The sequence below is a fragment of the Aestuariimicrobium sp. p3-SID1156 genome, from assembly GCF_025144225.1.
In the GTDB taxonomy this organism is placed as follows: domain Bacteria; phylum Actinomycetota; class Actinomycetes; order Propionibacteriales; family Propionibacteriaceae; genus Aestuariimicrobium.
The window spans coordinates 11,705-26,260 of record NZ_JALXXB010000012.1 but is presented as its reverse complement, the minus strand read 5'-3'; the positions used below and the strand labels follow the sequence as shown (position 1 = coordinate 26,260).

Annotated in this window: 14 protein-coding genes and 1 riboswitch; of the genes, 4 read left to right on the top strand and 10 right to left on the bottom strand. The window is 68.4% G+C overall.

Features of this window, described 5'->3' with window-relative positions:
* Nucleotides 1-10: 10 nt before the first annotated feature.
* The 10 genes from M3G03_RS11490 to M3G03_RS11445 all read right to left on the bottom strand — a co-directional run bounded on the left by M3G03_RS11490 (nucleotide 11) and on the right by M3G03_RS11445 (nucleotide 10,224).
* Nucleotides 11-1,612, bottom strand: coding sequence for an ABC transporter ATP-binding protein (locus M3G03_RS11490; RefSeq protein ID WP_259810038.1), 1,602 nt, complete (start codon nucleotides 1,610-1,612; stop codon nucleotides 11-13).
* Nucleotides 1,609-2,793, bottom strand: a complete 1,185-nt coding sequence (locus M3G03_RS11485; RefSeq protein WP_259810037.1) for an energy-coupling factor transporter transmembrane protein EcfT — start codon at nucleotides 2,791-2,793, stop codon at nucleotides 1,609-1,611. Before M3G03_RS11485 ends, M3G03_RS11490 begins: the two co-directional genes overlap by 4 nt.
* A complete protein-coding gene (locus tag M3G03_RS11480) occupies nucleotides 2,790-3,848 on the bottom strand; it encodes a hypothetical protein (protein ID WP_259810036.1) in 1,059 nt (352 codons plus the stop codon). The genes M3G03_RS11485 and M3G03_RS11480 overlap by 4 nt, the downstream gene beginning before the upstream one ends.
* Nucleotides 3,848-4,981 carry a hypothetical protein gene (locus M3G03_RS11475; RefSeq protein WP_259810035.1) on the bottom strand — a complete coding sequence of 378 codons (1,134 nt, stop codon included), beginning with the start codon at nucleotides 4,979-4,981 and terminating at the stop codon, nucleotides 3,848-3,850. Before M3G03_RS11475 ends, M3G03_RS11480 begins: the two co-directional genes overlap by 1 nt.
* A gap of 112 nt (nucleotides 4,982-5,093) precedes the next feature.
* A riboswitch (cobalamin riboswitch) is annotated at nucleotides 5,094-5,233 on the bottom strand.
* A 41-nt stretch (nucleotides 5,234-5,274) separates the two neighbouring features.
* Entirely contained in the window at nucleotides 5,275-6,381 is a 1,107-nt protein-coding gene (locus M3G03_RS11470) for a prenyltransferase/squalene oxidase repeat-containing protein (RefSeq protein ID WP_259810034.1), read from the bottom strand.
* A 123-nt stretch (nucleotides 6,382-6,504) separates the two neighbouring features.
* Nucleotides 6,505-6,714: a CsbD family protein gene (locus M3G03_RS11465; protein ID WP_259810033.1), complete on the bottom strand. Its 210-nt coding sequence runs from the start codon at nucleotides 6,712-6,714 to the stop codon at nucleotides 6,505-6,507.
* Nucleotides 6,715-6,834: 120 nt separating this feature from the next.
* Nucleotides 6,835-7,437: a class I SAM-dependent methyltransferase gene (locus tag M3G03_RS11460; protein ID WP_259810032.1), complete on the bottom strand. Its 603-nt coding sequence runs from the start codon at nucleotides 7,435-7,437 to the stop codon at nucleotides 6,835-6,837.
* Nucleotides 7,434-8,288: a tRNA pseudouridine(38-40) synthase TruA gene (truA, locus tag M3G03_RS11455; protein WP_259810031.1), complete on the bottom strand. Its 855-nt coding sequence runs from the start codon at nucleotides 8,286-8,288 to the stop codon at nucleotides 7,434-7,436. The genes M3G03_RS11460 and truA overlap by 4 nt, the downstream gene beginning before the upstream one ends.
* Nucleotides 8,285-9,013 (bottom strand): tRNA (guanosine(46)-N7)-methyltransferase TrmB, encoded by a 729-nt coding sequence (trmB, locus tag M3G03_RS11450; protein WP_396121954.1) that lies wholly within the window; start codon nucleotides 9,011-9,013, stop codon nucleotides 8,285-8,287. Before trmB ends, truA begins: the two co-directional genes overlap by 4 nt.
* Nucleotides 9,004-10,224, bottom strand: coding sequence for a glycoside hydrolase family 125 protein (locus M3G03_RS11445; protein ID WP_396121955.1), 1,221 nt, complete (start codon nucleotides 10,222-10,224; stop codon nucleotides 9,004-9,006). The genes trmB and M3G03_RS11445 overlap by 10 nt, the downstream gene beginning before the upstream one ends.
* Before the next feature lie 405 nt (nucleotides 10,225-10,629).
* Here M3G03_RS11445 and rplM point away from each other — a divergent pair, with 405 nt between their 5' ends.
* From rplM to glmM, 4 genes are all read left to right on the top strand, one after another.
* Nucleotides 10,630-11,073 carry a 50S ribosomal protein L13 gene (gene rplM / locus M3G03_RS11440; RefSeq protein ID WP_259810027.1) on the top strand — a complete coding sequence of 148 codons (444 nt, stop codon included), beginning with the start codon at nucleotides 10,630-10,632 and terminating at the stop codon, nucleotides 11,071-11,073.
* Between the two features lie 24 nt (nucleotides 11,074-11,097).
* Complete coding sequence (gene rpsI / locus M3G03_RS11435; RefSeq protein WP_259810026.1) at nucleotides 11,098-11,628, top strand: 30S ribosomal protein S9; 531 nt, start codon at nucleotides 11,098-11,100, stop codon at nucleotides 11,626-11,628.
* Between the two features lie 270 nt (nucleotides 11,629-11,898).
* Nucleotides 11,899-13,176 (top strand): TerC family protein, encoded by a 1,278-nt coding sequence (locus M3G03_RS11430; protein ID WP_259810024.1) that lies wholly within the window; start codon nucleotides 11,899-11,901, stop codon nucleotides 13,174-13,176.
* Nucleotides 13,177-13,193: 17 nt separating this feature from the next.
* Nucleotides 13,194-14,549, top strand: coding sequence for a phosphoglucosamine mutase (gene glmM, locus M3G03_RS11425; RefSeq protein ID WP_259810023.1), 1,356 nt, complete (start codon nucleotides 13,194-13,196; stop codon nucleotides 14,547-14,549).
* Nucleotides 14,550-14,556 lie beyond the last annotated feature (7 nt).

The window sequence follows — 14,556 nt, the reverse complement described above, 5'->3', positions numbered from 1 at the left end:
GTTCGTCGGCTCAGCCACGGGCCACCCCCAGCCCAGCGTCGGTGAGATCTGCCGTGGTCAGCACGGGGTGGGGGAAGAAGACCTTCGCCACCTGCGGGGAGAAGGCCGGCGAGCTGGTGCAGACCTCGCGCGTCGGACCATCGGCGACCACCTCACCATCGCCCAGCACCACCGTTCGGGTGGAACTGGCGGCGGCGAACTCCACGTCGTGGGTGCTGACCAGGATGCAGGTGCCCTGTGTTGCGAGGCGCTGGAGGATGCCGGTCAGCTGGTGCTTCATCGAGTAGTCCAGGCCGCGGGTGGGCTCGTCCAGCAGCAGGACGCGAGGGTTGGCGACCAGCTGGATCGCCAGCACCAGCCCGAGTCGCTGCCCCTCGGACAGGTCGCGGGGGTTGGCGTGCGGGTCGAGCGCCAGGCCGAGCTCGTCGAGCAGGGCCCGCGTCGACCCGGCCGGTGCCTCCGATTCGCGGTCGGCCTGCTCGCACTCCTCGGCGACAGTGGGCAGGTAGAGCAGGTCGCCGGGGGTCTGCGGTACCAGGGCGATGTGGGTGCGGACCTCGGCAGGCTTGGTCTTGCGCGGGTCCATACCGTCGACCTCGACGCGTCCGCGCCCGCTGATGGCCCCCTGCATGGCCCACAGCAGGGTCGACTTGCCAGCGCCATTGCGACCCATCAGTGCGGTCACCTGACCGGAGTGGAATGACAGGCTGACCTCGTCGAGGGCGACGGTGCTGCCGTAGCGGACGGTGAGCTTCTCGACCCAGGCCGCGACCGGACCGGGGGTCGGCGTCGTGGGGGGAGTGACCTGGGGCACGAGGCCCAGCTCGGCCACCTCGCGCCGGGCCTCCCGCACGCTGAGGGGGACGCGTCCCCACCCGAGGCTGTGGGCCAGGTCTGCCAGGGGCGGCACCACAGACGCGACCGCGAGCACATCGCGCGGATCGCCCAGCTCCGCGCGTCCATCACCGGTGAGCCACAGCATCGAGTCGGCGGCGTGCATGACACGCTCGAGGCGGTGCTCGGCGAGCACAACGGTCAGGCCCACCTCGTGGACCAGGGTGGTGATCGCCGACAGCACGTCCTGGGCGGCGGTCGGGTCGAGGGCCGAGGTGGGCTCGTCCAGCACCACCACGCGCGGCTGGGCCGCCAGCACCGAGGCGATCGCCACGCGCTGCTGCTGGCCGCCCGACAGGGCCATCAGCGGGCGGCGGCGCAGCTCGGCGATGCCCATCAGGTCCAGGGTCTCCTCGACGCGCTTGCGCATGGCGGTGGGCGGAATGCCCAGCTGTTCCATGCCGTAGGCAACCTCATCCTCGACCACATCGGTGACGAAACCGGTGATCGGGTCCTGTCCGACGTAGCCGACGACATCGGCCATGTCGCGGGGGCGGTGGTGGCGGGTCGAACGGCCGTCCACGCGCACCTCCCCGGACAGGTGTCCGCCGGTGAAGTGGGGGACCAGGCCGTTGATCGCTCCCAGCATCGTCGACTTGCCGCTGCCGGTGCGACCGACCACCACGCACAGGTCGCCCTCGCGGATGGTGAAGGAGGCGTTGCGCAGCACCGGCGCGGACTCGGTGTAGCTGATGGTGACGTCGTCGAAGGTGATCACCGGGCAGCCTTCTTCCTGTGGGCGGTGGTTCGGGTGGCCGGCGGGGGAGTGATGAACGCCGGAAGGGCGAGCATGGCGACGGCCAGCAGCATCGCCCCATGGAGCTGCGGCCACTGCAGCGGGGTGGTGCGCGGGTTCATCACCGCGTAGTGGTCCTGCTGCAGCCAGAAGGCCAGCGCGGCTGCTCCCACCCCGAGGGCGACCAGAATCGTGTCGTTGGGCCGCCAACGATGGGGGCGATAACGCGTGCTGCGGTGCGACCGGCCCGCCAGGTGCAGGCCTGCCATCACGCCCACCACGGACGCCCCAAGGATCGCCCACGGCAGCCTGCCCAGCTCCGGCATCGACAGCAGGGCGTAGGTGGAGAAGACCAGCCCGCACAGCGAGAGGATGAGCAGGAGGCTGGTCGGCCAGGCCTGGCCGCGGGAATCCACCGCCCGGCCGTAGCCACGGGACTCCATCGCCGCGGCCAGCCGCATCGAGCGGTCCAGGGCGTCCTCGAGGACGGGCACCAGAACGGCCTTGACCGCACGCCAGCCGGTTCCGGCGCCGCCGCGCAGGCGACGCGCGCGACGGATCCGCAGCAGGGACTCAACCAGCTGCGGGGCCAGGGCGAGTGCGATGATGACCGCGACCGAGAGCTGGTTGAGGGCGGCGGGGACACTCTTGAGGGCCTGGCGGGGGTTGGCCAGAGTGTTCGCCGCGCCGATGCAGACCATCAGGCTGGCCAGCCGGAGACCGTCATAGCCGGCCGCCAGCAGGGCATTGGCCGTCACGGGCCCCCCGAAGCGGATGCCGGCAGCCCAGGCCGGCAGCGGGATCTCAGGGAGGGTGAAGAGCACCACACCGTCGCGGCGACCGCCCAGGAGGGCCATCAGCGCGACCCGGAAGATGATCACGATGAGCGCGAGGGTCAGGTAGGCGCCGACCGCCCGCGCCCAGGGGGCGTCCGTGCGCCGGTTCAGGACGACCATGATCACCGCGGTGAGCAGGAGCCCGAGGAACAGCGGATTGTTGGAGGTGCTGGCCGCCATGGCTGCGCCCATCGCCCAGCCCCACCATGCCCACGGGTGGGTGCTGGGGCCGGGTCGGCGGGCGGTGTGGCTGAGCTGGTCGCTCCCAGCGGCGGCGTCCTGCCCCTGCCCCGGCTCAGGGCCGGGGCGACGTGCAGTGCGGGTCACTCCTCGGATCGACCCCGGAGTCGGGTGATGCCGAAGGCGGCTGCCGCGGAGGCGATGAGCCCGCCGGTGGCGATGGCTGCCCAGGGCGTCCCGTTGGTCCCGCCGGGCGGAGAAGAGACCGGGGCGGTCTCGACAGCGGTCGGATTGCCCGAAGACTGCGCCGACTGGCTATCGGATTCGCTGGACACCGGGGAGTGGGAGCCACTCGCCGTGGCCGGGCTGCTCGGCGACTGCGAGGCGCTGGTGCTGGGACGCGCCGAGCTGGGTGCCGTCGGGGTCGGCTGCTGGCTCGAACGCTGAGCGGTGTGCTGGGTGGACGGCGCGCTGCTGGTCGACCGGGCCGGCGGGGTCGTGGCGGATCGTGTCGTGGCCGGCTGGGTGGGTGCCTGCCGGGTCGTGGCGGCCTTCGGCTGGGTCGGGCGGGTCGTGGCCACCACCGGCGGCTGTGCCTTCTGGGTCGCCTTCTGGGTCGGCTTCGGGGCCGGCTTGCGGGTCGGCTTGCGGGTCGGCGTCGGCTCCGGCTGGGTGCTCAGCGCCTTGATGTTGATGATGTTGTTCAACAGCCCCGGGCAGCTCTCACCGGTGCGTCCGTAGCACCAGCCCTCGACCGAGCCCGGCTTGGGCTCATAGGGGATGTAACCCCAGTTGGAGTAGGACCAGCTGCCCCCGGGGGTCCCCTGCCAGTACTGCCAGTACTTGCTCTGGGCAGGGCCGTTGAAGTCCTTGCCCTCGTAGCAGACGTTCGGGGAGCCGTTGATCTGGCACACGAAGCCGGGGTCGCGGTCCCGCTCGGTGACGCTGGCCACCGAGGTCAGCGCAGCTTTGCCGTTGCGGAAGCTGCTGGTGCAGCCAGACGCGACGACACCGCCGTTCTCGTTGACCGCCAGCACGTAGACCCGGCCCGAGGACACGCAGTCACGGGCACCAGCCAGGGGCAGCCGCTGTGAGAGGTCGCCAGGCAGCGGGGACGCCGTAGCCGACGTGGCCGCCGGCCCCGCCACGAGGGCGGGGGCCAGCAGCATGGTCAGGACGACAAGGCTTCGGAGGAACCGCATCAGCGACCCGTCTCCGGCATGGGCCGGCCGCCGTTGTCGGTGCTGGTGGTGGCGGTTGCCGTGGACGCGCCGCCAGTGGACTGCTGGCTGCTCGACTGGCCACCGGTGCTCTGGCCCTGGCTCGCGGAGGGGGAGGGGTCGGCGCTGGAGGCCGGGGAGGAGGGCTCCGATGGAGCGCCGCAGCCCTTGTCGAGCGTCACCGTGAGCAGGCTGTCCTCGGCCAGGGCGACCAGGCCCTGGGTGGTGCCCATCAGGTTGGACTCCTTGCCGTCCAGCACATTGGACAGCGCGCCGGTGCCGGTGAGCTTCTGCTGGGCGCGGAGGAACTTCAGCGCGTCTGCGTCCGTGCGTCCGGCGGCGGTGTAGCCCTGCAGGATCATGGCGGTGGTGTTGACGGGGGAGTAGTTGTCCCAGTAGCCGCCGGGGGTCTTGGCGCCCTTGGCCCAGGTGAGCGCCTTGTCCAGCGCGGTGGAGACCTTGTCGCCACCCTGGCCGGACTGCTTCAGGCCCGCGAGCGCGGAGATCATGACGCCGGAGCTGTCGGGATCGGTCTTGAAGGCCGGCGGGTTCTTCCAGCTCTCGACGTATCCCCAGGAGCCGCCCTTGTCCTGCAGGGTGACGGCCCGGTCGATGAGCGCGGCCGGAACCTTCTCACCAGTGCGGAGGTAGCCCAGGATCACGTACGGCAGGTTGTTGATGCTCTGCGGACCTTCGTCGGCAACGGCATCCTTGAGGAGGGTGAGCAGATTCCGTCCGCCGAAGTTCGTCGGGTCCTCACCAGCGGCGGCAACGGCGATGATGGACTTGCCGGCCGGTCCCGCACCATAGGTGGGGTACTCCTCGGTCTTCAGCTTGGCGACCATCTCAGCGACCACGTCGGGGTGGCTGTCGGAGGCCGACATGCCGATGATGGCGTCAGCCAGCTGGCCCCCGCCGATCTGGGCCTTGTGGTCCTTCCAGTAAGCGGCCAGCCAGTCGGCGGCCTGGCGGGCGCTGTCATTGGAGACAGCACAGACCGAGCCGGCAGCCGGCAGCACGAACGTGGGTGCGGTGGCCTGGGCGGGAGCAGCGTAGGGGGCGAGGCCGAGCGCCACCGCAAACCCGGCAGCGGCGAGGCGAGTACGAAGAGACACGGCAGAGTCCTTTCAGGAACCTGTGGCGGTTCACGATGCCAACGACGGTTCCCGAAGACTCAATGCTCCAGACCCGGTCCGCTGGCCACGACGGACATGACAGGAAGTCATGCACAAGGGTCGATGGACGCGAAGGCATTCCGACTCGGGATTTCTCCCTCACGGCTGCGGGTCAGTTCCGGGTTTGCACCGGATTCCCCTCCGTGTCCATGCAGGGCCAAATGTAACGGATCGGGCTCCGGTGTGCGACACCAGAGCCCGATCCGTGGATGGTGGTGGGAATACGTCCCAGCTCAGTTGCCGGTCTTGGGCATCGTGCCCGGGGTCGGCTTGGTGCTGGTGCTGGTGCTGGCGCCTGCGGTCGGGGTGGCGGTCGCGCTGGCGGTCGGCGTCGCCGAGGTCTCGACGTCCGCGCACTCAGCCATGGCCCACTCGAGGTTGAGCAGGGTCATGTCGCTCAGGCCCTGGATCGCCTGCACGGTGGCGTAGAGCTCGGGCTCGGTGCCGGTGGGGGAGTTCGGGAAGCCCTTGCCGCCGGCCTGCTCCTGGGCCTTGAGGAGGTAGTCGAAGGCCTTGGTCTCGGCCTCATCCTTGTCCCAGGCCCGCAGGCCCATCAGGACCATGGCGGTGGTGTTGACCGGGGAGTAGCCGTCCCAGTAGCCCTTGGCGTTGCGGGTCGAGGAGAGCCAGGCGATGCCCTTGGCAGCGGCAGCCTTGACGGCGGCCTGGTCATCGGTGGCCTTGGCCTCCTTGGCGACCTCCTCCAGCCCGGCCAGCGCCATCAGCACAGCGCCGGTGGTGTCGGCGTCGGCGACGAACTTGGTCTTGTCCTGCCAGTCCTGGAAGCCCCAGGCGCCGGAGGCGTCCTGCGACTCGAGGAGGGCCTTCACTGCGGCATCGGGGACCTCGACACCCTCGCGGACCAGGGCGATCACGACGTAGGGCAGGTTGTAGATGCCCTCGGCGGTCGGGTCCTTGGCCAGCGCGTCCTGCATGATCTTGACCAGGTCCAGGCCGGCGAAGTTCTCAGGGTCCTCGCCCATCGCCTGCAGGGCGATCGCGAGCTTGGCAGCGCCACCCGGGTTCTCGGTGTACTTCGGAGCCAGCGTCCTCAGGTGTGCCAGCAGCTCGTCGATGAGACCCTCCTCGGCTCCGACGGCAGCCAGAGCGAAGACCGACTCGGCGGTGAAGCCGGCGGTGAAGGCGTCCTTCTTGTTCTCCCACAGGGAGGCGACCCACTCGACGGCGGCAACCTCGACGTCAGCAGGGCAGTAGCCCTCGATGGCGGCGACCGAGATGGCAGGGCGGATCGTGGCCTGAGCCATGGGAGCCAGGGACAGGCCGGTCAGGCCCAGAGAGGCGGCGCAGGCGAGCGCCGCGAGGCGGGTGCGGAGGTTCATGGGGATCCTTTCAATGGCCCACTAGCTTGCGGGCCCGCAGGTCACGCTACTTGATTCGGACCGGAGACGGGAAAGCCCCCCACATCGTGGTGGGGGGCTATCCGGAATCAGGACAATGGCGCCTCAGAAGCGGTCCTTGGCGTCGGAAGCGTGGTCAGCCACATCCTTGGCGGCATCCTTCACGTCCTCACCGGCCTGCTTCACGCGGGCATCGGCCTGGTCGTCCAGACCCTCTGCCTGAAGGCCTGCATTGTCGGTGGCATCGCCGTACTTCTCCTTGGCCTTGCCAGAGAGCTCCTCGGCCTTGTTCGAAATCTTGTCACCCAGTCCCATGGTGTGGTCCTTTCTGTAGGTGGCGTCCGGATGGTGTCATCCAGCCGTGTGTTCCACGCTAGGCGCTCGACCCGCTCCGCGCTGGGAAACGAGAAACGATTCTCGTCGGGTGAGGGTCGCTCAGCCCTCGACGTGCAGGATGCGGAATCCCTTCGACGATGCCGCACGCTCGCACGACCAGCCCTGGGCACCAATCCACTGCTGCAACGAGTCCGCCCCCAGATTTTTGCTCACGACCATCCAGGCCTGTCCGCCGGGCGCCAGCCGAGGCAGCCACTCCAGCAGCAAGGCGTGCAGGGCTGGTTTCCCGATGCGGATGGGCGGATTCGACCAGAGCTGGTCGTAGCGCTGGTCGCTCTGGGCGTCGCGTCCCACGTCTTCGGGGCGCAGGACGCGAACGCGGTCCACCACGCCCAGGTTCTCTGCGTTGAGCCTGGTCAGTGCCAGGGCACGGTCGTTCACATCGACTGCATCGACGACAGCCCCCGGGCACTCGGTCGCCAGGGCCAGGGCAATGGGGCCGAATCCGCAGCCGATGTCGGCGAAGCGACCCGGACGCTGCGGCGGTTCGGTCTCGCGGAAGAGTGTCGCCGTGCCGGGGTCGAGCCGCGTCCCCGAGAAGACACCGTTGGCGGTGGTGAAGGTGTAGTCCCGACCCCAGATGGACGCCCGGATCTCCCGCTGCTTCTGGGGTCCGTCCGGGGAGGTGAAGTAGTGGCTCACGCGGGTTCCTCGTCTCGGCGTCGGCGGGCCTGGACCGCTCGGGCGGCGAGCTGGTCCTCGGCAGGGTAACCCACCTCGCTGAGGGTCAGGCCACTCGCGGGCATCATCAGGACCGAGGAGTCCCGCCCTGTCGCTCGCAACAAGGCGGCGAGCCACTCCTCGTCGCGGCGCACCCGGCTGGGAACCCCCTGCCCCACGGCACACAGCGCCCCCATCAGCGAACGCACCATGGAGTGGCAGAAAGCGTCCGCCACCACCATCACCACCACCTCGCCGGCCTCGTTGCGCACCGCCTCCAGCCGCTGCAGGGTGCGGATCGTGGTGGCTCCCTGTCGGGGCTTGCAGAAGGCGGCGAAGTCGTGGAGCCCGAGCAGGACCTGGGCGCCGGAGTTCATGGCGTCGACGTCAAGGCTGCCGCGCACCGTGGCCGAACGCCGGCGCAGGGTCGGGTCACGGTGGGTCCGCTCGTCCCACACCCGATAGGTGTAGCGGCGCCAGAGCGCCGAGAAACGGGCGTCGAAGTCGGTGGGGACCGGCCGAACCGCGTGCACCACGACATCGGCAGGCAGCACGCGCCGCAGCCGGTGCCCCAGCAGGGCGTCGACGTCCTCTCGTTCACCGTCGCGCACCGGCACGCGCCAGCCCTCGGGCAGGTCGAGGTGGCAGACCTGGCCGGTGGCATGGACGCCCGCATCTGTTCGCCCGGCGACCACCAGCTGCGCAGGTTCGGGCAGGCGGAGGACCTGGGTGATCCAGCCCTCGAGTTCGCCCTGCACCGTGCGAAGCCCGGGCTGGGTGGCCCATCCGGAGAAGTCGGTGCCGTCGTAGGCGAGGTCGAGCCGAAGCCTCATCGGGGCATCACGCGATAGGTGAGGTCATGGATCTCGCGTCCGACGTCCAGCCCGCGACGTTCGTATTTGGTGAGGGGACGCGCCGCGAGTCGTGGGGCCCAGCCGCCCTCTGCGGCGTGCACGTTCTCCACACCGGGGAAGGGGTCGAGCACTTCGCGCATCCATTGGGCATAGTCCTCCCAGTCGGTGGCCAGGTGCCACAGCGCCCCGGGGGCGAGCTGGCGGGTGACGGTGGCCGCGAGTTCGGGGCTCACCAGACGGCGCTTGTGGTGGCGGCTCTTGTGCCAGGGGTCGGCGAAGAAGGTCCACAGCTCGCTGACCTGCCCGGGGTGGAAGAGGGTGGCCAGACCCTGCGCGCCGTCGGCGACCACGATCCGCAGATTGTCGACGCCCTCCCGGCCCATCTTCGACAGGGTGCTCGCCACGGCTGGCTCGAAGACCTCGAAGGCCACCACATTGGCCTCGGCGCGCCCGGCCGCCATCGGCACCAGGGAATCGCCGGTGCCCGAGCCGATCTCGACCACCAGCGGAGCCTCGCGTCCGAAGATCGCAGCCCAGTCGGGCACGGGCTGCTCGGCGACGGAGGTGCTCGTCCCGCGCCGTTCCACGGGAACGACATGAGTGGGGGAGTAGCGCTCCCAGGCCCTCTGCTGGCTCGGGTTCATCCGAGCGGAGCGGCGGACGAAGGAGACGATCTCGCGGTGGACCCGCTCGCTCACTGCCATCTCCGGGTCACGTCGTCGAGGGTGACATCAGCAGTGGCCAGGGCCAGCTCGCAGTACATCGAGTTCGCCCAGCTGAACCAGGGGCGGGTGAACTCCTGGGGGTCGTGGGGGTTGAAGCTCTCGTGCATCATGCCGGTCCCGCCGTCCGTGCGGGCCAGGGTCGCGAGCAACCGGAACTTGTCATCGGTCCGACAGGTCAGGCCCTGCACCGCCAGCGCGATCGGCCACACCCAGCCCTCGGGGCTGTGCGGGCTGCCGACCCCGGACGCGTGGGTGCCCAGGAAGTACTGCGGGTTGGCCTGTGAGAGGACGAACCTCCGCGCCGACCGGTAGAGGGGGTCATGTCGGGAGATGCTGGAGGTGAGCGGCAGGGACAACAGGCTGGGCATGTTGGCGTCGTCGGTCATCAGCTGGTTGCCCAGGCCGTCGACCTCATAGGCGAGGACGCGCTCGGGGCCGATCCCGTGCTTCATCACGCCTTCGCGGATCTCGTCGGCCAGACTGCTGGCCTCGATGGCGAGCTCCTCGTCCTGCCAGGCCTCGGTGGCCATGTCGGCGACGAGTTCCAGGGCGTGGACCGCGAACAGGTTGCCGGGGATGTTGTAACCGAAAGTGCAGGGGTCATCGCTGGGCCGGAAACCGGACCATGTCATGCCGGTGCGAGCCACCGGACCGCCCCGGCCCCACCGGGCCAGGGTGTCGCTGGTGCCGGGGCGCACGAAGCGGTAGGGGGAGCGTTCGGCGTGGTCCTGCTCGGTGCGCCACAGGTCGACCACGATTCGGGCACGGTGCCGCAGGGGGTCGAGCACCTCGTCGCGTCCACTCACCCGCCACAGCTGCCAGGCAAGTTGCACGGGGAAGGCAAGCGAGTCGATCTCGTACTTCTCCTCCCACACCCATGGGTTGCTGCACAGGTCGCCGGCATGCCAGGAGTCATTGGTGGGGCCGGCATTGAAGGCATTGGCATAGGGGGCGCGCTCGATGCACTCCCATTGCTTGGCGACGATCGCCTCGAGGCAGGCCGCAATCTCCACCGACTCGACGGCCAGGGGGATGAACGGCCGCATCTGTGCTGCGGAATCACGCAACCACATCGCCGGGATGTCACCGGTGATCACGAAGGCCGAACCGTCGCTGCCCCTGGTGATGGTGGTCTGCCACGTGTTCAGCATCAGCCGGGTGAACAGGCGACCATGGGTGGGGGAGCCCATGGCCCCATTGATCCTGTCGGCGTACGTGCCGATGACCTGGAGCACCTCGGCACTGGCAGGCTGGGTCACCGGTAGTCTGTCCAGCAGTTCCCGGGCGTCGACCTGGCGTGGGCGCGTGGCAAACTGGGACAGTCCGCGAAGCAGGCCGCCCCACCGGTGCGGTTGGGCCCAACGCGGCGAGTTCACGCAGGTCACGTTACAGGGCCGCCCCGACAAGAACTCAACAGGCCTCCGCGGTGGGCTGCGCCGATTTTGCGCTGGCTGCTTCGGGCGGTAACCTTGTGCGCTGTCGCGCCTGAGCCTGCCCGACACTGGACGCTGCTGGGGAACCGCAGCCGCAGTGGGGTCTGAGCAGCCGGCGCACCACGTCCGTCCACGCAAACTACTGGAAGATGGTCCCTGACCGTGACTACCTACAGCCCCAAGCCTGGCGAGATCACCAGGAACTGGCATGTGATCGACGCCGAGAACGTCGTCCTCGGCCGCCTCGCCGTGACCGCAGCGACCCTGCTTCGCGGCAAGCACAAGGCTACTTTCGCACCCCACATCGATGGTGGTGACTTCGTGGTCATCGTGAACGCTTCCAAGATCGCGCTGTCGGGCAACAAGCGCACCGATTCGCTGCGCTACCGCCACTCCGGCCGTCCTGGTGGTCTCACCGCCACCCCGATCGGCGAGCTGCTGGCCAAGGACCCCCGCAAGGCTGTCGAGATGGCCGTGTGGGGCATGCTGCCCAAGAACAAGCTGAGCCGCCAGCTCATCTCCAAGCTCAAGGTCTACTCCGGCCCCGAGCACCCCCATGCTGCCCAGCAGCCCCAGCCGTACGAGATCACCCAGATCTCCCAGTGATCTGCGAAGACCTGAGGACAGACCGTGACTGACACTGTTGAACTTGACGAGAACGTCGACTACGACGCCGAACAGGCGTTCACCGACGAGAACGATCGTGAGATCGCCTACCGCAGCGATTCCAACCCGGCCGCTGCCGCCGGCACTGCGAGCCGGCCGGCCGTGATCGCCGCTGGCACCGGCACCGGACGCCGCAAGGAGGCCATCGCCCGCGTTCGCCTCGCCCCCGGCTCCGGCACCATCACCATCAACGGCCGCACCCTGGAGGACTACTTCCCCAACAAGGTGCACCAGCAGATCGTGACCGAGCCGCTGACCACCGCCGGTGTCGAGGGTTCCTACGACATCGTCGTTCGCCTGCAGGGTGGGGGCCCGTCCGGCCAGGCCGGTGCACTGCGTCTGGGCATCGCCCGTGCGCTGAACCAGATCGATGAGGAGGCCAGCCGCCCCGCCCTGAAGAAGGCCGGCATGCTGTCCCGCGACGCCCGTATCAAGGAGCGCAAGAAGGCTGGTCTCAAGAAGGCCCGCAAGGCTCCCCAGTACTCGAAGCGTTGATCCTGTACTGACGTACTCCACAGAGCCCCCGCCCGGAGCGGGGGTTCTGCGTTGTCGGGGTTGTGCGTTTTCGGGGTTCTTGCGTGCGGTGGTAGTGTTGCCTTGTTGTGGGTGGCTCGCCGCCCGTCCGAACGCGTGACCCCTTTGGTCCCGTTCCCAGACCTCCGTGAAGCTCCGTGGATTCCTGCGGTCCTTGGGTGGTGCCTTCGCACCCTCGCGGCGGCTCTGGTTCCTGGCCCTTCCGCCCCTGCACAACTCTCTGGAGCTTGAGTGAACGTCCCCACCTATGTCTGGATTAGCACAGTCGTCCTGATCGCGGCCCTGCTGCTGTTCGACTTTGTCTTCCACGTGCGCAAGGCACACATTCCAACGCTGCGTGAGGCAGCCGTGTGGTCGGCGATCTACGTCGGCCTCGCCGTCGCCTTCGGTTTGGGCCTGTGGGCCTTCGGCGGCCACCAGGCAGGGGCGGAGTACTTCGCTGGCTACGTGACCGAGAAGGCACTCAGCGTCGACAACCTGTTCGTGTTCCTGATCATCATGGCCAGCTTCAAGGTGCCCCGTGCTGACCAGCAGAAGGTGCTGCTGTTCGGCATCGTGTTCGCCCTGATCGCCCGCACCGCCTTCATCTTTGTGGGCGCTGCCATCATCAACCGTTTCTCGGCCGCCTTCTACATCTTCGGCCTGTTCCTGCTGCTGACTGCCGGCAACATGTTGAAGAAGGAAGGCGAGGACGAGCACGACGACGACGCCAACAACTTCATCATCCGCACTGCGCGCAAGATCTTCCACACCACCGACTACTACGACAAAGACAAGCTGTTCACCATCGAGAACGGCAAGAAGGTGATGACCCCGATGCTGCTGGTGATGGTGGCGATCGGCGGCACCGACATCTTGTTCGCCCTGGACTCGATTCCGGCGATCTTCGGCCTGACCCAGTCAACTTTCATCGTCTTCACCGCCACCGCCTTCTCGCTCATGGGCTTGCGGCAGCTGTACTTCCTGATTGACGGACTGCTCGACCGGCTCATCTACCTCAGCTACGGCCTGTCGGCCATCCTGGCCTTCATCGGCGTCAAGCTCATCCTGCACGCACTGCACGAGAACAATGTGCCCTTCATCAACGGCGGCGAGCCGGTGCACGTCGTCGAGGTGAGCATCGGTCTGTCGCTCAGCGTGATCATCGGCGTGCTGGCGATCACCATCATCGCCTCGCTGGTCTCACCGAAGGGCAAGGCGCAGACTGCGGTCAACAACGCTCGCCGCTACGCCATCGAGTACCTCGACGACACCTACAAGACCGACGAGGCGTCGATGCAAATCACCTATGCGCGGCTGTTGAAGGAGATGGCCACCATCTCCCTGCTGCCCGCCAAGCACCTGGAGAAGGTGCGGGGGGAGGACGAGCTCATGGACCTGTTCTCCGCGGCCCGCGAACTCCACGACCAGCGGGTGTCCAACAAGGAAACCACCTACTTCCCCGGTCTCCGCATCGGTCGCCGAGAACGTCCCGCGCGTCCGATGACTGTGCGAGTCAACCAGGACTGAGGCGCTAGGCTGGCCCGGTGGCCAGACTCTTTGGAACTGATGGCGTCCGTGGCAAGGCAAACACGGACCTGACCGCTGAACTCGCGCTCGACCTCTCGGTCGCCGCCGCCCACGTGCTGGGGGAGGTGGGTCTGTTCAAGGACAAGGCCCGCCCCCGCGCTCTGGTTGGACGGGATCCGCGCGCCAGCGGTGAGTTCCTGGAGGCTGCCGTCGTGGCCGGCCTCGCCTCGGCGGGGGTCGACGTGATCCGGGTGGGCATCGTGCCCACCCCCGGGGTCGCCTATCTGGTCAACGAGTACCGGGCTGACCTGGGCGTCATGCTCTCGGCGTCCCACAACCCGATGCCCGACAACGGCATCAAGTTCTTCAACACCGGTGGCGCCAAGCTCGACGATGCCCTCGAGGACGCCATCGAGCAGCGCATGGGCGAGCACTGGGCTCGCCCGGTCGGTGCCGACGTCGGTCGCGTCAGCGACGACCTGGGTGCCCTCGAGGCCTATGTCGCGCATTTGGTCTCCAGCCTCGGTCGGGACTCCAGCCTGGAGGGCATCAAGGTCGTCCTCGACTGCGCCAATGGTGCCTCCTCGATGACGGCGGTGGCTGCCTTCGAGACCCAGGGCGCCGAGGTGGTCGCGATCCACAACACTCCCTCAGGCCTCAACATCAACGAGAACTGCGGTTCCACCCACATGGACGATCTGCGCAGGGTGGTGGTGGAGCAGGGGGCCGACCTCGGTCTGGCCTTCGACGGGGATGCCGACCGCTGCCTGGCCGTGGACGCCGAGGGCAATGACGTGGACGGCGACCAGATCCTCGCGATCCTGGCACTGGCGCTGAAGGAGGAACACAAGCTTGCCTCCAACACGGTGGTTGCCACCATCATGAGCAACCTCGGCTTCGTCAACGCCATGCGCGACAACGGCATCAAGGTCGACCAGACCAAGGTCGGCGACCGCTACGTGCTGGAGTCCATGAACGCCAATGGCTTCATGCTGGGCGGGGAGCAATCCGGCCACGTGATCATGTCGGAGTTCGCCACCACCGGCGACGGTGTCCTCACCGGCCTGCACCTGGCCGCTCGCATGGCGCGCACCGGCAAGTCGATGAAGGAGTTGGCCGGCGTGATGACCCGCCTGCCGCAGGTGCTGATCAATGTGAAGAACGTCGACAAGCTGCGCGCCGGCATCGACCCCGAGATCAACGGTGCCGTCGCCCGGGCCAACCACGAGCTGGGCACCTCCGGACGCGTGGTGCTGCGACCCTCGGGCACTGAGCCCGTCGTGCGCGTCATGGTCGAGGCGGAGTCCACCGAGCGCGCCCAGGAGGTCGCTGACCGGCTCGCCGAGCTGGTCAGGGAACGCGCCAGCCTCTGAGCCCGCC

Coding starts and splice junctions, on each gene's coding strand:
- M3G03_RS11445 (WP_396121955.1), bottom strand. CDS start 10,224: ATGGGCTCCCCCACCCATGGTCGCCTGTTCACCCGGCTGATGCTGAAC.
- M3G03_RS11480 (WP_259810036.1), bottom strand. CDS start 3,848: ATGCGGTTCCTCCGAAGCCTTGTCGTCCTGACCATGCTGCTGGCCCCC.
- M3G03_RS11465 (WP_259810033.1), bottom strand. CDS start 6,714: ATGGGACTGGGTGACAAGATTTCGAACAAGGCCGAGGAGCTCTCTGGC.
- trmB (WP_396121954.1), bottom strand. CDS start 9,013: ATGGCAGTGAGCGAGCGGGTCCACCGCGAGATCGTCTCCTTCGTCCGC.
- M3G03_RS11470 (WP_259810034.1), bottom strand. CDS start 6,381: ATGAACCTCCGCACCCGCCTCGCGGCGCTCGCCTGCGCCGCCTCTCTG.
- truA (WP_259810031.1), bottom strand. CDS start 8,288: ATGAGGCTTCGGCTCGACCTCGCCTACGACGGCACCGACTTCTCCGGA.